Origin of the sequence: Phycicoccus endophyticus, from assembly GCF_011326735.1 — a bacterium.
In the GTDB taxonomy this organism is placed as follows: domain Bacteria; phylum Actinomycetota; class Actinomycetes; order Actinomycetales; family Dermatophilaceae; genus Phycicoccus; species Phycicoccus endophyticus.
In genome coordinates, this window is record NZ_JAANCN010000006.1 from 110805 (window position 1) to 127266 (window position 16462).

Consider the following 16462-nt stretch of genomic DNA (forward strand, 5'->3'; position numbering starts at 1 on the left):
CGATTGTTGGACGTCCAACTACCTCGCTACCCTCACAGGCATGCCAGCGACGAGGCTCATGCCGACCGAGGAGGGCCGGGAGCTGATCGACCTCACCCGGGAGATCTGCACCAAGGAGCTCGCACCCCGCGTCGACGACGCCGAGCGTGCGGCGGCCACCGGCGAGTCCTTCCCGACGGAGGTCTTCGCCACCCTCGGGGACGCCGGCCTGCTCGCCCTCCCGCAGCCGGAGGAGTACGGGGGCCACGACCAGCCCGCGGAGGTCTACCTCCAGGTCGTCGAGGAGCTCGCGAGCGTCTGGATGAGCGTGGCCGTCGGGGTGTCGGTCCACGCCCTGAGCACCTACCCGCTGGTGCACCACGGCACCGACGAGCAGCGCGCCGCACTGCTGCCCGGCATGCTCTCGGGCAGCCAGCTCGGCGCGTACTGCCTCTCCGAGCCGCTCGCCGGCTCGGACATCGCGGCGATGACGACCCGGGCGACGCGCGAGCGCGACGGGTACGTCGTGCGGGGGCGCAAGGCGTGGATCAGCCATGCGGGCCACGCCGACTACTACACGACCTTCGTGCGCACCTCCGACGACGGCGGCCGCGGCCTCACCTGTCTCCTCGTCCCGGCCGACGCCGAGGGGCTCTCCTTCGGCGCTCCGGAGCGGAAGATGGGCCTGCACTGCGACACCGTGCGCGAGGTGCTCTTCGACGACGTCCGGGTCGCCGCCGACCGACGCATCGGCGAGGAGGGGCAGGGGATGGCCATCGCCCTCGCCGCCCTGGACACCGGGCGCCTCGGCATCGCCGCCGCGGCCACCGGGCTCGCCCAGGGCGCCCTCGACCTTGCCGTCCGCTACGCCCGCGACCGGGAGCAGTTCGGCCGGCCGATCGCCGAGTTCCAGGGGCTGGCCTTCCTCCTCGCCGAGCTCGAGGCCGCCGTGACGAGCGCCCGGGCCACCTACCTGCACGCCGCCCGCCTCCAGGACGCCGCCCGCCCGTTCACCCGGGAGGCCGCGGTCGCCAAGCTCGTCGCGACCGACACCGCGATGCGGGTGACCACCGACGCCGTCCAGGTGCTCGGGGGCGCCGGCTACACCGAGGACTTCCCGGCCGAGCGCTACCTGCGCGAGGCCAAGGTCACCCAGATCTTCGAGGGGACCAACCAGATCCAGCGCCTCGTCATCGGTCGGGACCTGCTGCGGTGAGACGGAACCCACCGGCCGCCCGGCACGTCCGAACGACAAGCCCCCAGCGCAAGGAGCCGACCGTGCGACCACGCCTGCTCGTCACCGCCGCCCTGACGGCGCTCGTCCTCACCGGCTGCGGGACGGAGTCCAGCGGCTCCGCCTCCTCCGCCGACACCTCGCCGAGCCCCACCGCAACGGCGACGACGAGCCCGTCGCTCCCGGCCGCCTCGAGCACCCCGACGGTTCCGCCCCCGGCCGACTCCTCGCTCCCACCGGGCCTGGAGGATCGGACGGAGGTCCAGGCGGCGATGAAGGACGCGGCCGGACGCGCGGGCATCGTGCCCGGCGAGGTCGTCGTCGCCGGCTACGAGGCGGTCACCTGGAGCGACGGCTCGCTCGGCTGCCCGCAGAAGGGCCGGGTCTACCCCCAGCACACCGTCGACGGCGAGCGGCTCCTGCTGCGCGTCGACCAGCGCACCCTGGAGTACCACGCGGCGCTCGGGGGCGAGTTCAGCTACTGCGCGTCCCCGAGCGGCGGCTACCGCCCGCGGGCCGACTGACCCCGAGTGGCCGGCCGGCGCCGGGGGCCACGCCCGGACGTGGCGAGACCGGGCCATCTCATACCTGGCCCGGTCTCGGACAACGGTAGGCACAGCCACGCCCCCCACCGGACACCGACACGCGGCGACCCGCCGAACTCGCCGTGAACTCCTCCCCCGGGCTCACCGGTCCTCGGTGGTCTCGTCGTGCTCGCGGGAGATCCCGGGCAGCAGGGTGTCTCCGGCCCGCAGCGCCTCGACGGCGGACGGGCTGACCGCCTCGAGGTGCGCCAGTCCCTTGCGCCGGTAGCGGACGAGCTGCACGGCGCCCAGGCCCCAGAAGACGAACTGCACCGACATCGCGAGCCGGAAGTCGTCCCGGGTGTAGTCCTGCGGGCCACCGGGCGCGAGGTGGTCCAGCACGACCCCGATGAGGGCGATGGTGAGCAGCGAGGCGGTGAACCCCCCGATGTTGACCACGCCGGTGGCCCGTCCGAGCCGGGAAGAGGGGTGGAAGGTGCGTGCGAGGTCGAAGCCGACCATCGAGCCGGGTCCGCCGACCGCCGTGACGACGGCGAGGACGACGAGCAGCCACGAGGGGGCCGGCCCGGGCCAGAGCAGGACCACGGCCCAGGTCGTCGCGATGACCGCGACGATGCCGAGGACGAGCTGGGAGCGCCGGTAGGGCAGCCGGGCGGTGAACGCCGCGACCACCGGCCCGGCGGCCATCGCCGTGAGCGTCATGACGACGAGCACGACCGAGGCGGTGGCCGGGGCCATCCCCTCGCTCACGAGGAACGGGTAGCCCCACAGCATCGTGAACACCGTCGCACCGAACTGCGAGGTGAAGTGCACCCACAGCCCGAGCCGGGTACCCGGGTTGCCCCACACCTCGGCGAGGGTGCGGGCCAGCGCCCTGACCTTGATCCGCTCGACGGACTCCCCTCGGTAGGGCGAGTCCTTGACGACGACGAGCAGGCCCACCGAGAGCACGAGGCCGAGACCGCCGGCTGTCGCGAAGGAGCGGGTCCAGCCGAAGGTGGCCAGCGCCGCGGCCAGCGGCGTCGCGGCCACGACGGCGCCGAGCTGGCCGATCATGCCGGTGAGCTGGGTGACGAACGGTGCCTGCTTGACCCGGAACCACACCGCGACGAGTCGCAGCAGGGAGGTGAAGACCATGGCGTCGCCGGCACCGAGCATGACGCGGGCGGCGACGCCCACGGGAAAGGACCCCGCCACGGCGAACCACAGCTGCCCGCCGGACATGAGCAGGAGGCCGCCGAGCATGAGCCGCTTGGAGCCGAACCGGTCCAGGAGCACCCCGACGGGCACCTGCATCCCGGCGTACACGGCGAGCTGGACGACGGTGAAGGTCGACAGCTGCGCGGCGGAGATGTGGAAGCGCTCGGCCGCGAGCAGGCCGGCGACGCCGAGCGAGGTGCGGTGGAAGACGGCGAGGACGTAGACCGAGAGTCCGACCGCCCAGATCGCCCAGGCCCGCCGGCGCCCGATGTTGTGCACCTGACGCAGGACGGGGCGGGTCACCCGCCGAGTGTAGGAGCCGGCCGGGCGACCCCCGCCCCGGCGCCCCCGCCGCGGCCCGGGCCGTCGGGGACTCGGCGGGGCGGGCCGCTCAGGCCAGCGAGTCCGCCCAGGCCCGGTGCAGCCCGGCGTAGCGGCCACCGGAGCGCCCGACGAGCTCGGCCGGTGAGCCGTCCTCGACGACGCGTCCGTGCTCCATGACGAGGACCCGGTCGGCGACCTCGACGGTCGAGAGCCGGTGGGCGATGATGACCGCCGTCCGGTCGGCGAGCACGGTGCGCAGTGCCTGCTGGACGAGCCGCTCGGAGGGCACGTCGAGCGAGGAGGTGGCCTCGTCGAGGATGAGGACGGCGGGGTCGGCGAGGAACGCCCGGGCGAACGCGACGAGCTGGCGCTGCCCCGCGGAGAGCCGGCCGCCGCGGTTGGCGACGTCGGTGTCGTACCCCTCGGGCAGCGCGCTGACGAACTTGTGCGCGCCGACCGCCCGGGCCGCCTCGACCACCTCCTCGGTCGTGGCCTCGGGCCGGCCGAAGCGGATGTTGTCGGCGACCGTGCCGGAGAAGAGGTAGTTCTCCTGGGTGACCATGACGACGTGCGAGCGCAGGGTCTCGCTCGCGAGGTCGCGCAGGTCGACCCCGTCGAGGAGGACCCGGCCCCCGGTGGGGTCGTAGAAGCGGGTCGCGAGCTTGGCGAGGGTGGTCTTCCCGGCGCCGGTCGTGCCGACGAGCGCCACGGTCTGCCCGGCGGGCACGTCGAGGTCGAGGTCGGGCAGCACCGGACGGCCCGGGACGTACCCGAAGGCGACGTGCTCGAAGCGCACCTGCCCGCGGGCGCGGTCCAGGGCCGCCGGCCGCTCCGGCTCGGGGACCCCCGGCCGTTGGTCGAGCACACCCGCGAGCTTCTCCAGGGCCGCCGACGCGGACTGGAAGGTGTTGTAGAACTGGCTGATCTCCATCATCGGCTCGAAGAACTGCCGCAGGTAGAGCAGGAACGCGGCGAGCACGCCGACGGTGACCTGCCCCTCGTGGGCGAGGTAGCCGCCGTAGAGGAGGACGACGGCGATGGTCACGTTGCCGACGAGCCGGATGCCGGGCATGAACAGCGACACGAGCCGGAACGCGACGAGGTTGGCCGCGCGGTACTGGTCGTTGACGTCGTCGAAGATCTCCTCGTTGCGCGGCTCCCGGCGGAAGGCCTGCACCGCCCGGATGCCGCCCATCGACTCCACGAAGTGGACGATGACGAGGGCGACCTTCTCCCGGGTCACCCGGTAGGAGCGCGCGGAGGCCTTGCGGAACCAGTTCGTGAGCAGCGCGAGGGCCGGACCGCAGGCGAGCGCGACGAGGCCGAGCTCGACGTCGAGGTAGAGCAGGATGCCCGCCGTCCCGAGAAGGGTGAGGGCGGCGGTGACCAGCCCGTCGAACCCGCTCTCGAGCATCTCGTAGATGGCGTCGACGTCGGAGGTCTGCCGCGAGACGACCCGCCCGGAGGTGTACTCGTCGTGGAAGGCGGGGCTGAGGGCCTGGAAGTGCCGGAAGACCCGGCGGCGGACCTCGAACAGGACCCGCTGCCCCACCTGGCCCTGGAGGACGAGGAAGCGGTGGCGGGCGACCGCCTGGAGGAGCGTCGCGAGCAGGACCACGGCGACGATGCCGAGCAGCGGCGCGAGGTCGTCGCGCTCCCGGATCGGCGGGATGCCGGCGTCGATGCCCTCCTTGACGAGGTAGGGGATGGCCAGCCGGGCGACGTTCTCGACGAGGACCACGGCGACGAGCACGGCAAGGGCGCGCCGGAACGGGCGCAGCAGCCGGGCCAGGAGCCGCCGGGAGCCGACGGTGGTCCCGGCGGTGAGCCCCTCGGCGTCGTCCTCGCCGTCGGCCGGTCCGAGGCGCCCGCGCCAGCCGCCGTGGCCCGGGGCAGGGCCGGTGGGGTCGGTCGGGGCGGGCGCGCTCACGCGGGCACGTCCTCGGGCGTGCCCGCGTCGGCGGCGAGCAGCTCGCGGTAGGCGGGCACCGTCTCGAGCAGCTCGTGGTGGGTGCCGACGTGGGTGACCCGCCCGTCCGCGAGCAGGGCGACCCGGTCGGCGAGGAGCACCGTGGAGGCCCGGTGCGCGACGACGAGGCCGGTCGTCGCGCCGAGGACCCGGCGCAGGGCGTCCTCGACGAGCCGCTCGGTGTGCACGTCGAGCGCGGAGAGGGTGTCGTCCAGGACGAGCACGGCGGGACGGGCCAGGACGGCCCGGGCGAGCGCCAGGCGCTGTCGCTGGCCGCCGGAGAGGGCCATCCCCTGCTCCCCGATCCGGGTGTCCAGCCCGTAGGGCAGGTCGTGGACGAACCCGGCCTGGGCGACCTCCAGCGCCTGCGCCACCTCGGCGTCGGTGGCGTCGGACCGCCCGAGGGTGAGGTTCTCGCGGGCGCTCATGGAGAACAGCGTCGGCTCCTCGAAGGCCGTCGCGACGAGCGCGCGCAGGTTCTCCAGGCGCAGCTCGCGCACGTCCACGCCGTCGAGGGTGACCCGCCCGGACGTGACGTCCCAGAGCCGTGGCACGAGGGCGGTGAGGAGGGTCTTGCCCGACCCGGTGGCCCCGACGAGCGCCACCGTCTCCCCGGGACGCACCTCGAGGTCGAGGTCGCGCAGCACCGGCTCCTGCGGCGCGTCGGGGAAGGCGAAGCCGACACCCTCGAAGCGCAGGTGGCCGCGGGGGCGCTCGAGGACCCGCGTCCCGCCGACGATGTCGGGCTCGGTGTCGAAGATCTCCAGGATGCGGGCAGCAGCGGTCATCGCCTCCTGGCTCATCGCGAGGATGACCCCGAGGGAGCTGACCGGCCACACGAGGCTGAGCATGAGCGTGATGAACGCGACGAGCTCGCCCGGGGTCAGGGTCCCGCGGCCGACCCCGACCGCCCCGAGCGCGAGGACGACGACGACGGCGAGGTTGGGGATGACCCCGAGGAAGGTCCAGAAGCGGGCCGCGAGCCGCACCTTGGTCAGGCTCGTCTCGAGCAGCCTGCCGGCCGCCTGCTCGTACTGGCGGGAGACGTGCTCGGCCCGGCCGAAGGACTTCACGACCCGGATGCCGACCGCACCCTCCTCGGCGAGGGTCGCCAGGTCGCCCTGCTCGTCCTGGACCGCGCGCGAGACGACGACGTAGCGCTTCTCGAAGCGCATCGAGAGCCAGACGATGGGGACCGAGGCCGCGGCGACGACGAGACCCAGGGGCCAGTACAGGTGGAGCAGCACCGCCGTGGTGGCGACGAGCTGCACGGCGTTGGTCAGCAGGAAGAGCAGACCGAAGCCGCTGAACCGCCGGATCGCCGACAGGTCCGTCGTCGCGCGCGAGAGCAGCTGGCCGGACTGCCACCGGGTGTGGAAGGCCATGGGCAGCGCCTGGAGGCGGGCGTAGAGGTCGTGCCGGAGGGTGGTCTCCAGCCCGAGCACCGCGCCGGACTGCACCCACCGGCGGGCCCACACGAGGACGGCCTCGAGGACCCCGAGCGCCAGCGCCAGCCCGCACAGCGGCAGCAGGGCGGAGAGGTCGCCGGCGGTGACCGGGCCGTCGATGATCGCCCGGGTGACGAGCGGGATGCCGATGGACAGCGCCACCCCGCCGAGGGCGGCCACGAGCATCAGGGTGAGGGAGCCGAGGTAGGGCCGCAGGTACCCCCGCAGCCGCCACAGCGAGCGCACGTCGGCCGGCGGGGCGACCTGCGGGTCCGGACCGGGCGCGGAGGGGGCGGTGGTCCGGACGCTCGACATCGCTCGTGAGTCTAGGTCGGCCCACCGACACCCCCGCGCAGCGCTCCCGCCCCGGGAGGCGGCCGCGGGCTCAGCCGACGGCGGCCGCGAAGGACTCCTCGAGGACGTCCATCGCCTCGTGCAGCAGGTCCTCGCCGATGGTCAGGGGAGGCAGGAAGCGGAAGACGTTGCCGTAGGTGCCACACGTGAGCGTGACGACGCCCCGCTCGTGACAGCCTCGGTTGACCGCGGCGGTGAGCGCGGGGTCCGGCTCCTTGGTCTCGCGGTCGACGACGAGCTCCATCGCCATCATGGCGCCCCGCCCCCGCACGTCACCGACCTGCGGGAAGCGCGCGGCGAGCCCGGTCAGGCGCTCCTCGAGCACGGCACCGAGCCGGCGCGCCCGGGTGGGCAGGCCGTCGGCCTCCATCGTCTCGATGCTCGCCAGCGCCGCGGCGCAGGCCACCGGGTTGCCGCCGTAGGTGCCGCCCAGCCCTCCGCCGTGCACCGCGTCCATGAGCTCTGCGCGACCGGTGACGGCCGCCAGCGGCATCCCCCCGGCGATCCCCTTGGCGGTGGTCACCAGGTCCGGGACGACCCCTTCGTGGTCGCACGCGAACCAGTCGCCGGTGCGGCAGAACCCCGACTGCACCTCGTCGGCGACGAGGACGACGCCGTGCTCCCGGCACCACGCGGCGAGCCCGGGCAGGAAGCCCTCCGGCGGCACGACGAACCCGCCCTCGCCCTGGATCGGCTCGATGACCACCGCCGCGGTGTTCTCCTCCCCCACCTGGGTGTGGATGAGGTCGGTGACGACGGCCAGGGCCTCCTCGGCGCAGCGCTCGGGGCCACCGGGCCAGCGGTACGGGTAGGCCATCGGCACCCGGTAGACCTCCGGGGCGAAGGGACCGAAGCGGTGCTTGTAGGGCATGGCCTTGGCCGTCATGCCCATCGTCAGGTTGGTGCGGCCGTGGTAGGCGTGCTCGAAGACGACGACCGCGGGGCGCCCGGTGGCGTGCCGGGCGACCTTGACGGCGTTCTCCACGGCCTCCGCCCCGGAGTTGAACAGCGCCGACCGCTTCTCGTGCTCACCGGGGGTCAGGGCGTTGAGCTTCTCGCACACCTCGAGGTACGGCTCGTACGGCGTGACCATGAAGCACGTGTGGGTGAAGCGGCGGACCTGCTCGGTCACGGCCTCGACGACCCGGGGGTTGCCGTTGCCGACCGTGGTCACCGCGATGCCGGAGCCGAGGTCGATCAGCTGGTTGCCGTCGACGTCGACGAGGATGCCCCCGGCTCCCTGCGTGACGTAGACCGGCAGCGTCGTGCCGACCCCGGCGGCGACGGCCGACGCCTTGCGCGCCTGCAGCTCGCGCGAGCGCGGGCCGGGGACGGGAGTGCGGAGGATCCGTTGCTGGTCCAGCATGAGGGCATCCTATCCGCGACCGTTGCCGGTCGACATCACGGATTCCGCAGCAATCTGATCGCTCGGCGCAGGATCCCGTCACTCTGGCACTCCGGGGCGTCGCCGGCCGTTCCCCCGGGTAGCACGTCAGCCACACCGCACAACACCAGGGAGGTCGCGATGCCCGCACGCAAGAACCCCGGCCCGTCGGTCAAGGACGACGAGATGTACGAGACCCTGCGCGAGGAGGGTGCGAGCAAGGAGAAGGCCGCCCGGATCGCCAACGCCGCCGCGAACACGTCGCGTTCTTCGGTCGGTCGCCGGGGTGGGCACTCGCCGGCGTACGAGGACTGGACCGTCCGCGACCTGCGCCGGCGTGCCCGCGAGCTCGACGTCGCGGGTCGCTCCAGGATGTCCAAGAGCGAGCTCGTCGACGCGCTGCGCAGCCGTTGACCAGCGAAAACACCTGTCGGACAGCGGAAGGCGCCCGGGATCTGCGTGCAGGGGGTTCGCAGCTCCCGGGCGCCGGTTCCGTGGTCCGTCGCGGCATCCGCCGCGCGGACCCGAGTACTGTACCTGAGGTCGGATGCCGTCGAAGAATCGTGGAGGCCGGTCGCGTGAGCCGTGGGACGGGTCGGCCGTGAGGCTGCTCCTCGTCGAGGACGAGCGCCCCCTCGCGGCGGCGCTCGGCGACGCCCTGCGCGAGTCCGGCTGGGTCGTCGACCATGCCGAGGACGGCGTCAGCGGGCTCAAGCTCGGGCTCGCCAGCCAGTACGACGTCCTCGTCCTCGACATCATGCTGCCGGGCATGAACGGCTACGACGTGCTCAAGCACCTGCGCGCCCACAAGGTGTGGACCCCGGTGCTCATGCTCACGGCCAAGGACGGCGAGTTCGACCAGACCGACGCCTTCGAGCTCGGCGCCGACGACTACGTGACCAAGCCCTTCAGCACGCCGGTGCTCCTGGCCCGGCTCCAGGCGCTGGCCCGGCGAGGGGCGCCCGAGCGTCCGGTGGCCCTGACCGCCGGGCCGCTCAGCCTCGACCCGACGACCCGCCGGGTCACCCGGGCGGGCCAGGAGGTGCAGCTGACCGCCCGCGAGTACGCCCTCCTGCACCACCTCATGCGCAAGGCCGGGCTCGTCCAGAGCAAGGCCGAGATCCTCGAGAACGTGTGGGACTCCGACTATCCCGGCGCCGACAACGTCGTCGAGGTGTACATCGGCTACCTGCGCCGCAAGATCGACGCGCCGTTCGACACCAAGGTCATCGAGACGGTGCGGGGCCTCGGCTACCGGCTCAACCCGGAGGCCGCACCGGAAGCCTGACGGTGAAGCGGCACCAGCCCTCCGGGCTCTCGGTGGCCTCCACGAGCCCGTCGTGCGCCGCGACGACCTCGGCGACGATCGCCAGCCCGAGGCCCGTGCCGCCCGTCCCCCGGGTACGCGAGTCGTCGAGCCGCACGAAGCGACCGAAGACCCGTTCCCGGTCGCGCGGGTCGATCGGGGGGCCGTCGTTGTCGACGCTGAGCACCGCCTCGTCCCCCTCCCGGGCCAGCCGGACGCGCACGGTGTCGCCCATGTGCCGCTCGGCGTTCTCCAGCAGGTTGCGCACCACCCGGCCGAGGCGCGCCTGGTCGCCCTCGAGCCGCACCGGCTCGACGCTCACCGACACCGGCATTCCCCGGGCCCGTAGGGCACCGGTCTCGGCGAGCACGACGTCGTCGAGGTCGACGTCGGCGCGCTGGAGGACCATGGCGTGCTCGTCCGCGGAGGCGAGGGTCAGCAGGTCCTCGACGAGCACGGCGAGCCGGTCGACCTCGGCCGAGGCGCGCGCCGCCGTGGCGGCCCGGTCCTCGACCGGCCGTTCCTTGCCCAGGCGGTCCAGGAGCACCCGGATGGTCGCCAGCGGGCTGCGCAGCTCGTGCCCCGCGTCGGCGACGAAGGCGCGACGGGAGGCGTCGGCCCGCCGCATCCGGTCCAGGAGGTAGTTCATCGTCTCCGCGAGCCGGCTGAGCTCGTCGCGCCCGGCCGGCACCTCGAGCGCCGGGCCGGGCGTGGGCGCCGTCGGGGTGGCGGCCAGCGCCTCGACCTGGTCGCGCATCCGCTCCACCGGCCGCAGGGCCTGCCCGACGGCGAAGGTGGTGACCGAGCCGAGGAGGGCGATGAGGCCGACGGCCCCGATGAACGCGAACTCCGTGGACTGCCCGAGCGCGGTGGCCTCGACGCGCGTCGGCACACCGACGAGCAGGGTGTAGTGCTCGCTGTCCGGCGAGACGGCGTCGGCCCCGGCGACGATCCAGGTGCCGCTCGCCAGGCCGGGCACGTCCTCGACCTTGCCGATGCGTACCTCGTTGCCGTCCAGGCGCGGCAGGGCGAGCGGGTCCTCCGGGGCGCCGGCGGTGGCCGCGACGACCTCGCCGGTGGCCGGGTCGACGACCTGGACGATCCGGGTGCCGTCGACGACGGCGTGGGTGCCGATGAGGTCGCTGACGCCGTGGACGCCGAGGTCGGCCCGCAGCTCGACGACCTCGGCCTCGGCGACGTCGCGCGCCGACGCCTCGAGCACCTGCCCGAGGGAGAGGTAGACGATGCCGGCGAGCGCGGCGCTGATGAGGAGCACGACCGGCATGGTCAGGGCGAGGATGCGGCTCCTCAGACCCAGCCGGACGCGCATGCGCCGAGTGTAGGTGGCGCCGCCGGACAGGGCAGGATGGCCCGGTGAGCGACTCCCCCCGTCTGCTGACCCTCTCCTGCGGTGGCCTCACCCTCGAGGTGCTCACCGTCGGCGCCTCCGTGCGGCGGCTCGTCGTCGACGACGGTGACGGCCCGCTCGACGTCGTCCTCGGGTATGCGGACCTCGCGCTCTACGGTGCCGACGAGGGCTATCTCGGCGCGACCGTGGGGCGCTTCACCAACCGGCTCGACCGGGGCCGGTGCCCGCTCGACGGTGTCACGTACACCGTGCCGGCCAACGACGGCCAGAACGCGCTGCACGGCGGGCCCGACGGGTGGCACGCGCGCCCGTGGGAGGTGCTCGAGGAGGGCCCGGACCGCGTGGTGCTCGGGCTCACCAGCCCCGACGGGGACCAGGGGCTGCCCGGTGAGGTGACCGCCCGGGTGGCCTACGAGCTGTCACCGGCCGGCGTCGCGATCTCGCACACGGCCCGCACGACCCGGCCGACCGTCCTCGGCATGACCAACCACGCCTACGTCGACCTCGACGGCGAGGGCAGCGGTGGCGTGCTCGACCACACCCTCGAGGTGCGGGCCGGCGCCTACACCCCGGTGCGCCCGGACCTCGTCCCGACCGGCGAGGTCGTCCCCGTCGCGGGGACGCCGTTCGACCTGCGCACCCCGCGACGGGTGGGCGACGTGCTCGCCGAGGACGACGAGCAGCTCGCCCGCGCCGGTGGGCTCGACCACAACCTCGTCCTCGACGGCGCGGGGATGCGCACCGTGGCGCGGGTCGTCGGCGCGAGCGGCCGGTGGCTCGAGGTCGCCACGGACCGGCCGGGGCTGCAGGTCTACAGCGGCGCGCACTTCGACGGCGGCGTGACCGGTCTCGGCGGCACCGCGTACGCCGCCCACGCGGGGCTGGCGCTGGAGACCCAGGGCTTCCCGGACGCACCCAACCACCCGGGCTTCCCCAGCGCCGTCGTCCGCCCGGGCGAGCAGTTCTCCGCGCACACGACGTGGCGGCTCGGGCGCCGCTGAGGAGCCCCCCGTGAGCGGCGACGGTCAGCTCGAGGGGCCGAACCGCTCGGTGCGCACCGCAGCGGCGTCGTGCCCCAGGCCCAGCAGGAGGCCGGTCGCGGTCTCGACGAAGCCGCCGGGGCCGCAGACGTAGACGACCGGTGGCACGCGGGTGGTCGACACCGCCGGCAGGTCCTCACGGTGGAGCCGACCGGGGGGCCGGCCGTCCTGCGGGAGCCCCGCGCGGGTGAAGACCCGCTCGACCCGCAGGCCGGGCGTGGTCAGGCCGAGGGCGTGCAGCTCGTCGGTGTAGATGACGTGGTCGGGGGTGCGGGCCGAGTACACGAGGTGGAACGGCTGGTCGGTGCCCGCCCGGACGCGCTCACGGACCATGGCCATGAGCGGCACGATGCCCGAGCCGCCCGCGACGAGCAGCACGGGCTCGGGCATCCGGGCCGACCACCGGAACCACCCACCGATCGGGCCACGCACCTCGAGCTGGTCTCCCGGGCGGGCCTGCTCGACGAGCCACGGCGAGACCTCGCCGTCGGTGACGAGCTGGACGGTGAGGACGAGCCGGCCCGTCTCGGGCGCCGAGGCCACCGAGTAGGTGCGGGTCGCCGTGTACCCGTCGGCGGCCGTGAGGCGCACGTCGACGTGCTGGCCCGCGTCGTGCCCGGGCCACCCGGGCACCTCGAGGACGACGGTGCGGGCGGTACGCGTCTCGAGCCAGGCGTCCTCGACGCGGGCCCGGTACCAGGGCATGGGTCCCGGCAGGCCGGGTTCGGGCTGCGGCACCTCAGTCGCCGACGTAGCGCTGCTCGCGCCAGGGGTCGCCGTAGGCGTGGTAGCCCAGCTGCTCCCAGAAGCCGGGGGTGTCCCGGGCGAGCAGCTGCAGGCCGCTCAGCCACTTGGCGGACTTCCACAGGTACAGGTGGGGCACGAGCAGCCGAGCCGGGCCACCGTGCTCGGGGGCGAGCGGCGCACCGTCGTACTCGGTGGCGACCCAGGCCCGCCCCCCGAGCAGGTCCTCGAGCGGCAGGTTGGTCGTGTAGCCGCCGACGGCGTGGACCAGGACGAAGGCGGCACCCGCCGTCGTATCCGGCCCCGCCGCGGCGAGGACGTCCTCGAGCGGGACCCCGCGCCACGTCGTGTCGAGCTTGCTCCACTTCGTCACGCAGTGCAGGTCGGTCGTGAACGTCTCGTGCGGCAGGGCCGCGAGGGCGTCCCAGGACAGGCTCGTCACCGCGCCGCCGACCGTCGTGACCTCGAGCCGCCAGTCCTCCACGCGCACCGCCGGCGTCGGCCCGGCCGAGAGCACGGGAAAGCCACGCTCGAGGTACTGGCCCGGCGGGATGCGCGGGTCACGGTCGGTGCGGCGGCCGACGAAGCCTCGGGTGACGATGTCCACCCCGCCATTGTCACCGGTGACGTGACGGGACAGACACTGTGACCCCGGCAACCCGCGCCGCCGGCGGGTCACGGGCCGTCCGTAGCGTGACGGTGGAGCCACGGCTCCCGACCGTGGCCGCAGCGGAGGGAGTGCAGGACGTCATGAGTCGCACCTACGTGGTCACGGGCGCGGCCTCGGGGATCGGGCGGGCGACCGCGAACCTCTTGGCGCACCGCGGGAACCGGGTCATCGGCGTCGACGTGCGCTCCGGTGACGTCGTCGCCGACCTGTCGACCCCGCAGGGCCGTGAGGACGCCGTCGAAGGGGTCCTCGACGAGGCCGGCGGGCGGATCGACGGCGTCGTCGCGAACGCCGGGCTCTCCCTGCCCACCGCCGCGACCGTCGCCGTGAACTACTTCGGCGCGGTCGGGCTGCTCCACGGCCTGCGCAGTGCCCTCGTCGCCGCCTCCTCGGGTGCCCCGCGGGCCGTCGTCACGTCCTCGATGGCGACGCTCATGCCGGTGCACGCCCCGCTCGTCGAGGCTTGTGTCGCCGGCGACGAGGAGCGCGCCATGCTCATCGCCGCCGACCTCGAGGCCCAGGGCCCGCAGGTCGGCGCCATCCTCTACCCCTCGAGCAAGCGGGCACTCTCGCGCTGGGTGCGCCGCGTCGCGCCGACGGCCACGTGGGCCGGCGCCGGCATCCCGCTCAACGCCGTGGCGCCGGGCATCGTGCGCACCCCGATGGTCGAGGAGCTCATCGCGACCGAGGAGGGCCGCGCGGGGCTGGAGGCGGCGGTCCCGATGCCGCTGCACGGCTACCTCGAGGCCCAGCAGGTGGCCGCTCTCATCGCCTGGCTGGTCTCGCCGGAGAACACGCACCTGTGCGGCCAGACCGTCTACGTCGACGGCGGCTCGGACGTCGTCCTGCGCGGCGAGGACGTGTGGTCCTGGAACGACCCGCCCTCGACGGTGAGCACCCCGCACGACGAGGCGCGCGAGAGTCAGCCGGCGTCGTCGTAGGACTCGGTGTCGATCTCCTCCCGGGTCGCGGCACCGTACCGGGGGCCGCGGACCGTCCCCGCGTTGAGGATGCGCCCGGCCGCCGCGAGCACCCGCTCGGGCACCGGGGCGGCGAGGGTGGCGAGGTTCTCGTGGAGGTGCTCCACCGACCGGGTGCCCGGGACGGCGAGGACGTGCTCGCCACGGGAGAGCACCCACGCGAGCGCGAGCTGGGCCAGGGTGACCCCGGCCTCGCGGGCGAGGGCGTCCAGGGCGTGGGCCAGGGCGAGGTTGCCCGGGTAGTTCGCCGCGTCGAAGCGCGGCATGGACCGCCGGATGTCGCGCTCGGGCAGGGCCGAGGGTCGGGGCGGGTCGGCCGTGAGCAGGCCGCGGGCGAGCGGGCTGAACGCGACGAGGGCGACCCCCAGCTCTCGGGTCGCCTCCAGGGTGCCGAGCTCGGGGTTGCGCGACCAGAGGCTGTACTCGTTCTGCAGCGCCGCGACCGGGTGGACGGCATGGGCACGCCGCAACGTCGTGGCGGAGACCTCCGAGAGCCCGACGGCCCGCACCTTGCCGGCCGTGACGAGCCCGGCGAGGGCACCGACGCTCTCCTCGACGGGCACCGCCCGGTCGAGCCGGTGCAGGTAGTACACGTCGATGACGTCGGTGCCGAGCCGGGCCAGCGCCGCGTCGCACGTGCGCACGATGGTCTCGGGGCGCCCGTCGAGGACCCGGCGACCGTCGACACCGGCGAGGCCGCACTTGCTCGCGAGGACGACGTCGTCCCGGCGTGGGCCCAGGACCCGGCCGACGAGCTCCTCGTTGGCGCCGAAGCCGTAGAGGGCGGCGGTGTCGAAGAGGGCGACCCCCGCGTCGAGGGCCGCCCGCAGGAGGCGCTCGGCGTCCTCCGGTGACGGCGTCCGCCCGTAGCCGTGGCTGAGGTTCATGCACCCGAGCCCGAGGGCGGGGACCTCGAACGGCCCGATGCGGCGCGTCGCAGCCGCAGCGCTCACGGCGCCTCGAGCTGCTGCTCGAGCGCCGCCAGGGTGCGGTAGCACGGCAGGACGCTGCGCACCGAGGCGTTCGGCTCGCGGCCCTCGCGCACGGCAGCGACGAACTCGCGGTCCTGCAGCTCGATGCCGTCCAGGGAGACGTCGACGTCGCTGACGTCGACCGGCTCGTCGCGGCCGGTGACCAGCTCGTCGTAGCGGGCGAGGTAGGTGCCGGTGTCGCCGATGTAGCGGAAGAAGGTGCCGAACGGCCCGTCGTTGTTGAACGACAGGGAGAGCGTGCAGAGGGCGCCGTCCTCGGCGAGCAGCTGGACCGACATGTCCATCGCGATCCCCAGCTCGGGATGCAGGGGCCCCTGGACCGCGTTGGCCCGGACCACCCGGGAGCCGGTCTGGTACTGGAAGAGGTCCACCGTGTGCGCGGCGTGGTGCCACAGCAGGTGGTCGGTCCACGAGCGCGGCTCGCCGAGGGCGTTGAGGTTCTCGCGGCGCAGGAAGTAGGTCTGGACGTCCATCTGCTGGATGCGCAGCGCGCCGGCCTCGACCCGCCGATGCACCCACTGGTGGCTCGGGTTGAAACGGCGGGTGTGCCCGACCATCGCCACGAGACCGGTGCGCTCCTGCGCTGCGAGGACCGCCTCGGCGTCGGCGAGCGACTCCGCCACGGGGATCTCGCACTCCACGTGCTTGCCGGCCTCGAGGCAGGCGATGCTCTGGGCGGCGTGCAGCGGGGTCGGGGTGGCGAGGACCACGGCGTCGACGTCGTCGGCGGCCAGGGCCTCCTCGAGGGTCGCGACCCCACGGCCGAGGCCGTGCTCGTCGGCGAACCGCTCGGCGTGCTCGAGGGTGTCGCTGACGACCGTGGTCACCTCCGCGGCCTCGATGCGCGCCAGCGCCGCGGCGTGCTTGGCGCCGAACGCCCCGGCGCCCGCGAGCGCGATCCGGACCGGCTGCTCGCAGGTCATG

Annotated in this window: 15 protein-coding genes; 6 read left to right on the forward strand and 9 right to left on the reverse strand. The window is 74.1% G+C overall.

From position 1 onward, the window contains the following. Window positions 1-40 precede the first annotated feature (40 nt). Together G8D98_RS08650 and G8D98_RS08655 are read left to right on the forward strand one after the other, a co-directional pair. A complete protein-coding gene (locus G8D98_RS08650; protein ID WP_166101740.1) occupies window positions 41-1195 on the forward strand; it encodes an acyl-CoA dehydrogenase family protein in 1155 nt (384 codons plus the stop codon). 62 nt (window positions 1196-1257) lie between these two features. Next, on the forward strand, window positions 1258-1737 hold the full coding sequence (locus G8D98_RS08655) for a hypothetical protein (protein WP_166101742.1): 480 nt from the start codon (window positions 1258-1260) through the stop codon (window positions 1735-1737). 162 nt (window positions 1738-1899) lie between these two features. Here the strand turns inward: G8D98_RS08655 and G8D98_RS08660 are convergent, their stop codons facing one another. From G8D98_RS08660 to gabT, 4 genes are all read right to left on the reverse strand, one after another. Further along, on the reverse strand, window positions 1900-3261 hold the full coding sequence (locus G8D98_RS08660) for an MFS transporter (protein WP_166101745.1): 1362 nt from the start codon (window positions 3259-3261) through the stop codon (window positions 1900-1902). Between the two features lie 88 nt (window positions 3262-3349). After that, the gene (locus tag G8D98_RS08665; RefSeq protein WP_166101747.1) at window positions 3350-5212 is read right to left on the reverse strand and encodes an ABC transporter ATP-binding protein; all 1863 of its coding nucleotides are present in this window, start codon (window positions 5210-5212) and stop codon (window positions 3350-3352) included. Further along, window positions 5209-7014 carry an ABC transporter ATP-binding protein gene (locus tag G8D98_RS08670; protein ID WP_205859741.1) on the reverse strand — a complete coding sequence of 602 codons (1806 nt, stop codon included), beginning with the start codon at window positions 7012-7014 and terminating at the stop codon, window positions 5209-5211. The genes G8D98_RS08665 and G8D98_RS08670 overlap by 4 nt, the downstream gene beginning before the upstream one ends. Before the next feature lie 70 nt (window positions 7015-7084). Continuing rightward, on the reverse strand, window positions 7085-8419 hold the full coding sequence (gabT, locus tag G8D98_RS08675) for a 4-aminobutyrate--2-oxoglutarate transaminase (protein ID WP_166101750.1): 1335 nt from the start codon (window positions 8417-8419) through the stop codon (window positions 7085-7087). A gap of 159 nt (window positions 8420-8578) precedes the next feature. On the opposite strand from gabT, the gene G8D98_RS08680 reads away from it, so the two are divergent. Next, complete coding sequence (locus G8D98_RS08680; RefSeq protein ID WP_166101753.1) at window positions 8579-8851, forward strand: DUF7218 family protein; 273 nt, start codon at window positions 8579-8581, stop codon at window positions 8849-8851. 187 nt (window positions 8852-9038) lie between these two features. Next, window positions 9039-9725 (forward strand): response regulator transcription factor, encoded by a 687-nt coding sequence (locus G8D98_RS08685; protein WP_166101756.1) that lies wholly within the window; start codon window positions 9039-9041, stop codon window positions 9723-9725. Here the strand turns inward: G8D98_RS08685 and G8D98_RS08690 are convergent. Then, on the reverse strand, window positions 9697-11073 hold the full coding sequence (locus G8D98_RS08690; protein WP_166101758.1) for a sensor histidine kinase: 1377 nt from the start codon (window positions 11071-11073) through the stop codon (window positions 9697-9699). The genes G8D98_RS08685 and G8D98_RS08690 overlap by 29 nt on opposite strands. A 44-nt stretch (window positions 11074-11117) precedes the next feature. Between G8D98_RS08690 and G8D98_RS08695 the strand changes: the two genes are divergently transcribed. Continuing rightward, complete coding sequence (locus G8D98_RS08695) at window positions 11118-12113, forward strand: aldose epimerase family protein (protein ID WP_205859742.1); 996 nt, start codon at window positions 11118-11120, stop codon at window positions 12111-12113. A 24-nt stretch (window positions 12114-12137) separates the two neighbouring features. Here G8D98_RS08695 and G8D98_RS08700 read toward each other — a convergent pair whose 3' ends face one another. Together G8D98_RS08700 and G8D98_RS08705 are read right to left on the reverse strand one after the other, a co-directional pair. Continuing rightward, window positions 12138-12857, reverse strand: a complete 720-nt coding sequence (locus G8D98_RS08700; RefSeq protein ID WP_166101761.1) for a ferredoxin reductase — start codon at window positions 12855-12857, stop codon at window positions 12138-12140. Between the two features lie 34 nt (window positions 12858-12891). Then, window positions 12892-13503, reverse strand: coding sequence for a sulfite oxidase-like oxidoreductase (locus G8D98_RS08705; protein WP_166101764.1), 612 nt, complete (start codon window positions 13501-13503; stop codon window positions 12892-12894). A gap of 143 nt (window positions 13504-13646) precedes the next feature. On the opposite strand from G8D98_RS08705, the gene G8D98_RS08710 reads away from it, so the two are divergent. After that, a complete protein-coding gene (locus G8D98_RS08710) occupies window positions 13647-14507 on the forward strand; it encodes an SDR family oxidoreductase (RefSeq protein ID WP_166101766.1) in 861 nt (286 codons plus the stop codon). On the opposite strand, the gene G8D98_RS08715 is transcribed toward G8D98_RS08710, so the two are convergent. After that, on the reverse strand, window positions 14489-15499 hold the full coding sequence (locus tag G8D98_RS08715; RefSeq protein ID WP_229661830.1) for an aldo/keto reductase: 1011 nt from the start codon (window positions 15497-15499) through the stop codon (window positions 14489-14491). The two genes, G8D98_RS08710 and G8D98_RS08715, sit on opposite strands and share 19 nt — an antisense overlap. After that, window positions 15496-16461, reverse strand: a complete 966-nt coding sequence (locus G8D98_RS08720) for a Gfo/Idh/MocA family oxidoreductase (RefSeq protein WP_166101768.1) — start codon at window positions 16459-16461, stop codon at window positions 15496-15498. Before G8D98_RS08720 ends, G8D98_RS08715 begins: the two co-directional genes overlap by 4 nt. Window position 16462: the final 1 nt, after the last annotated feature.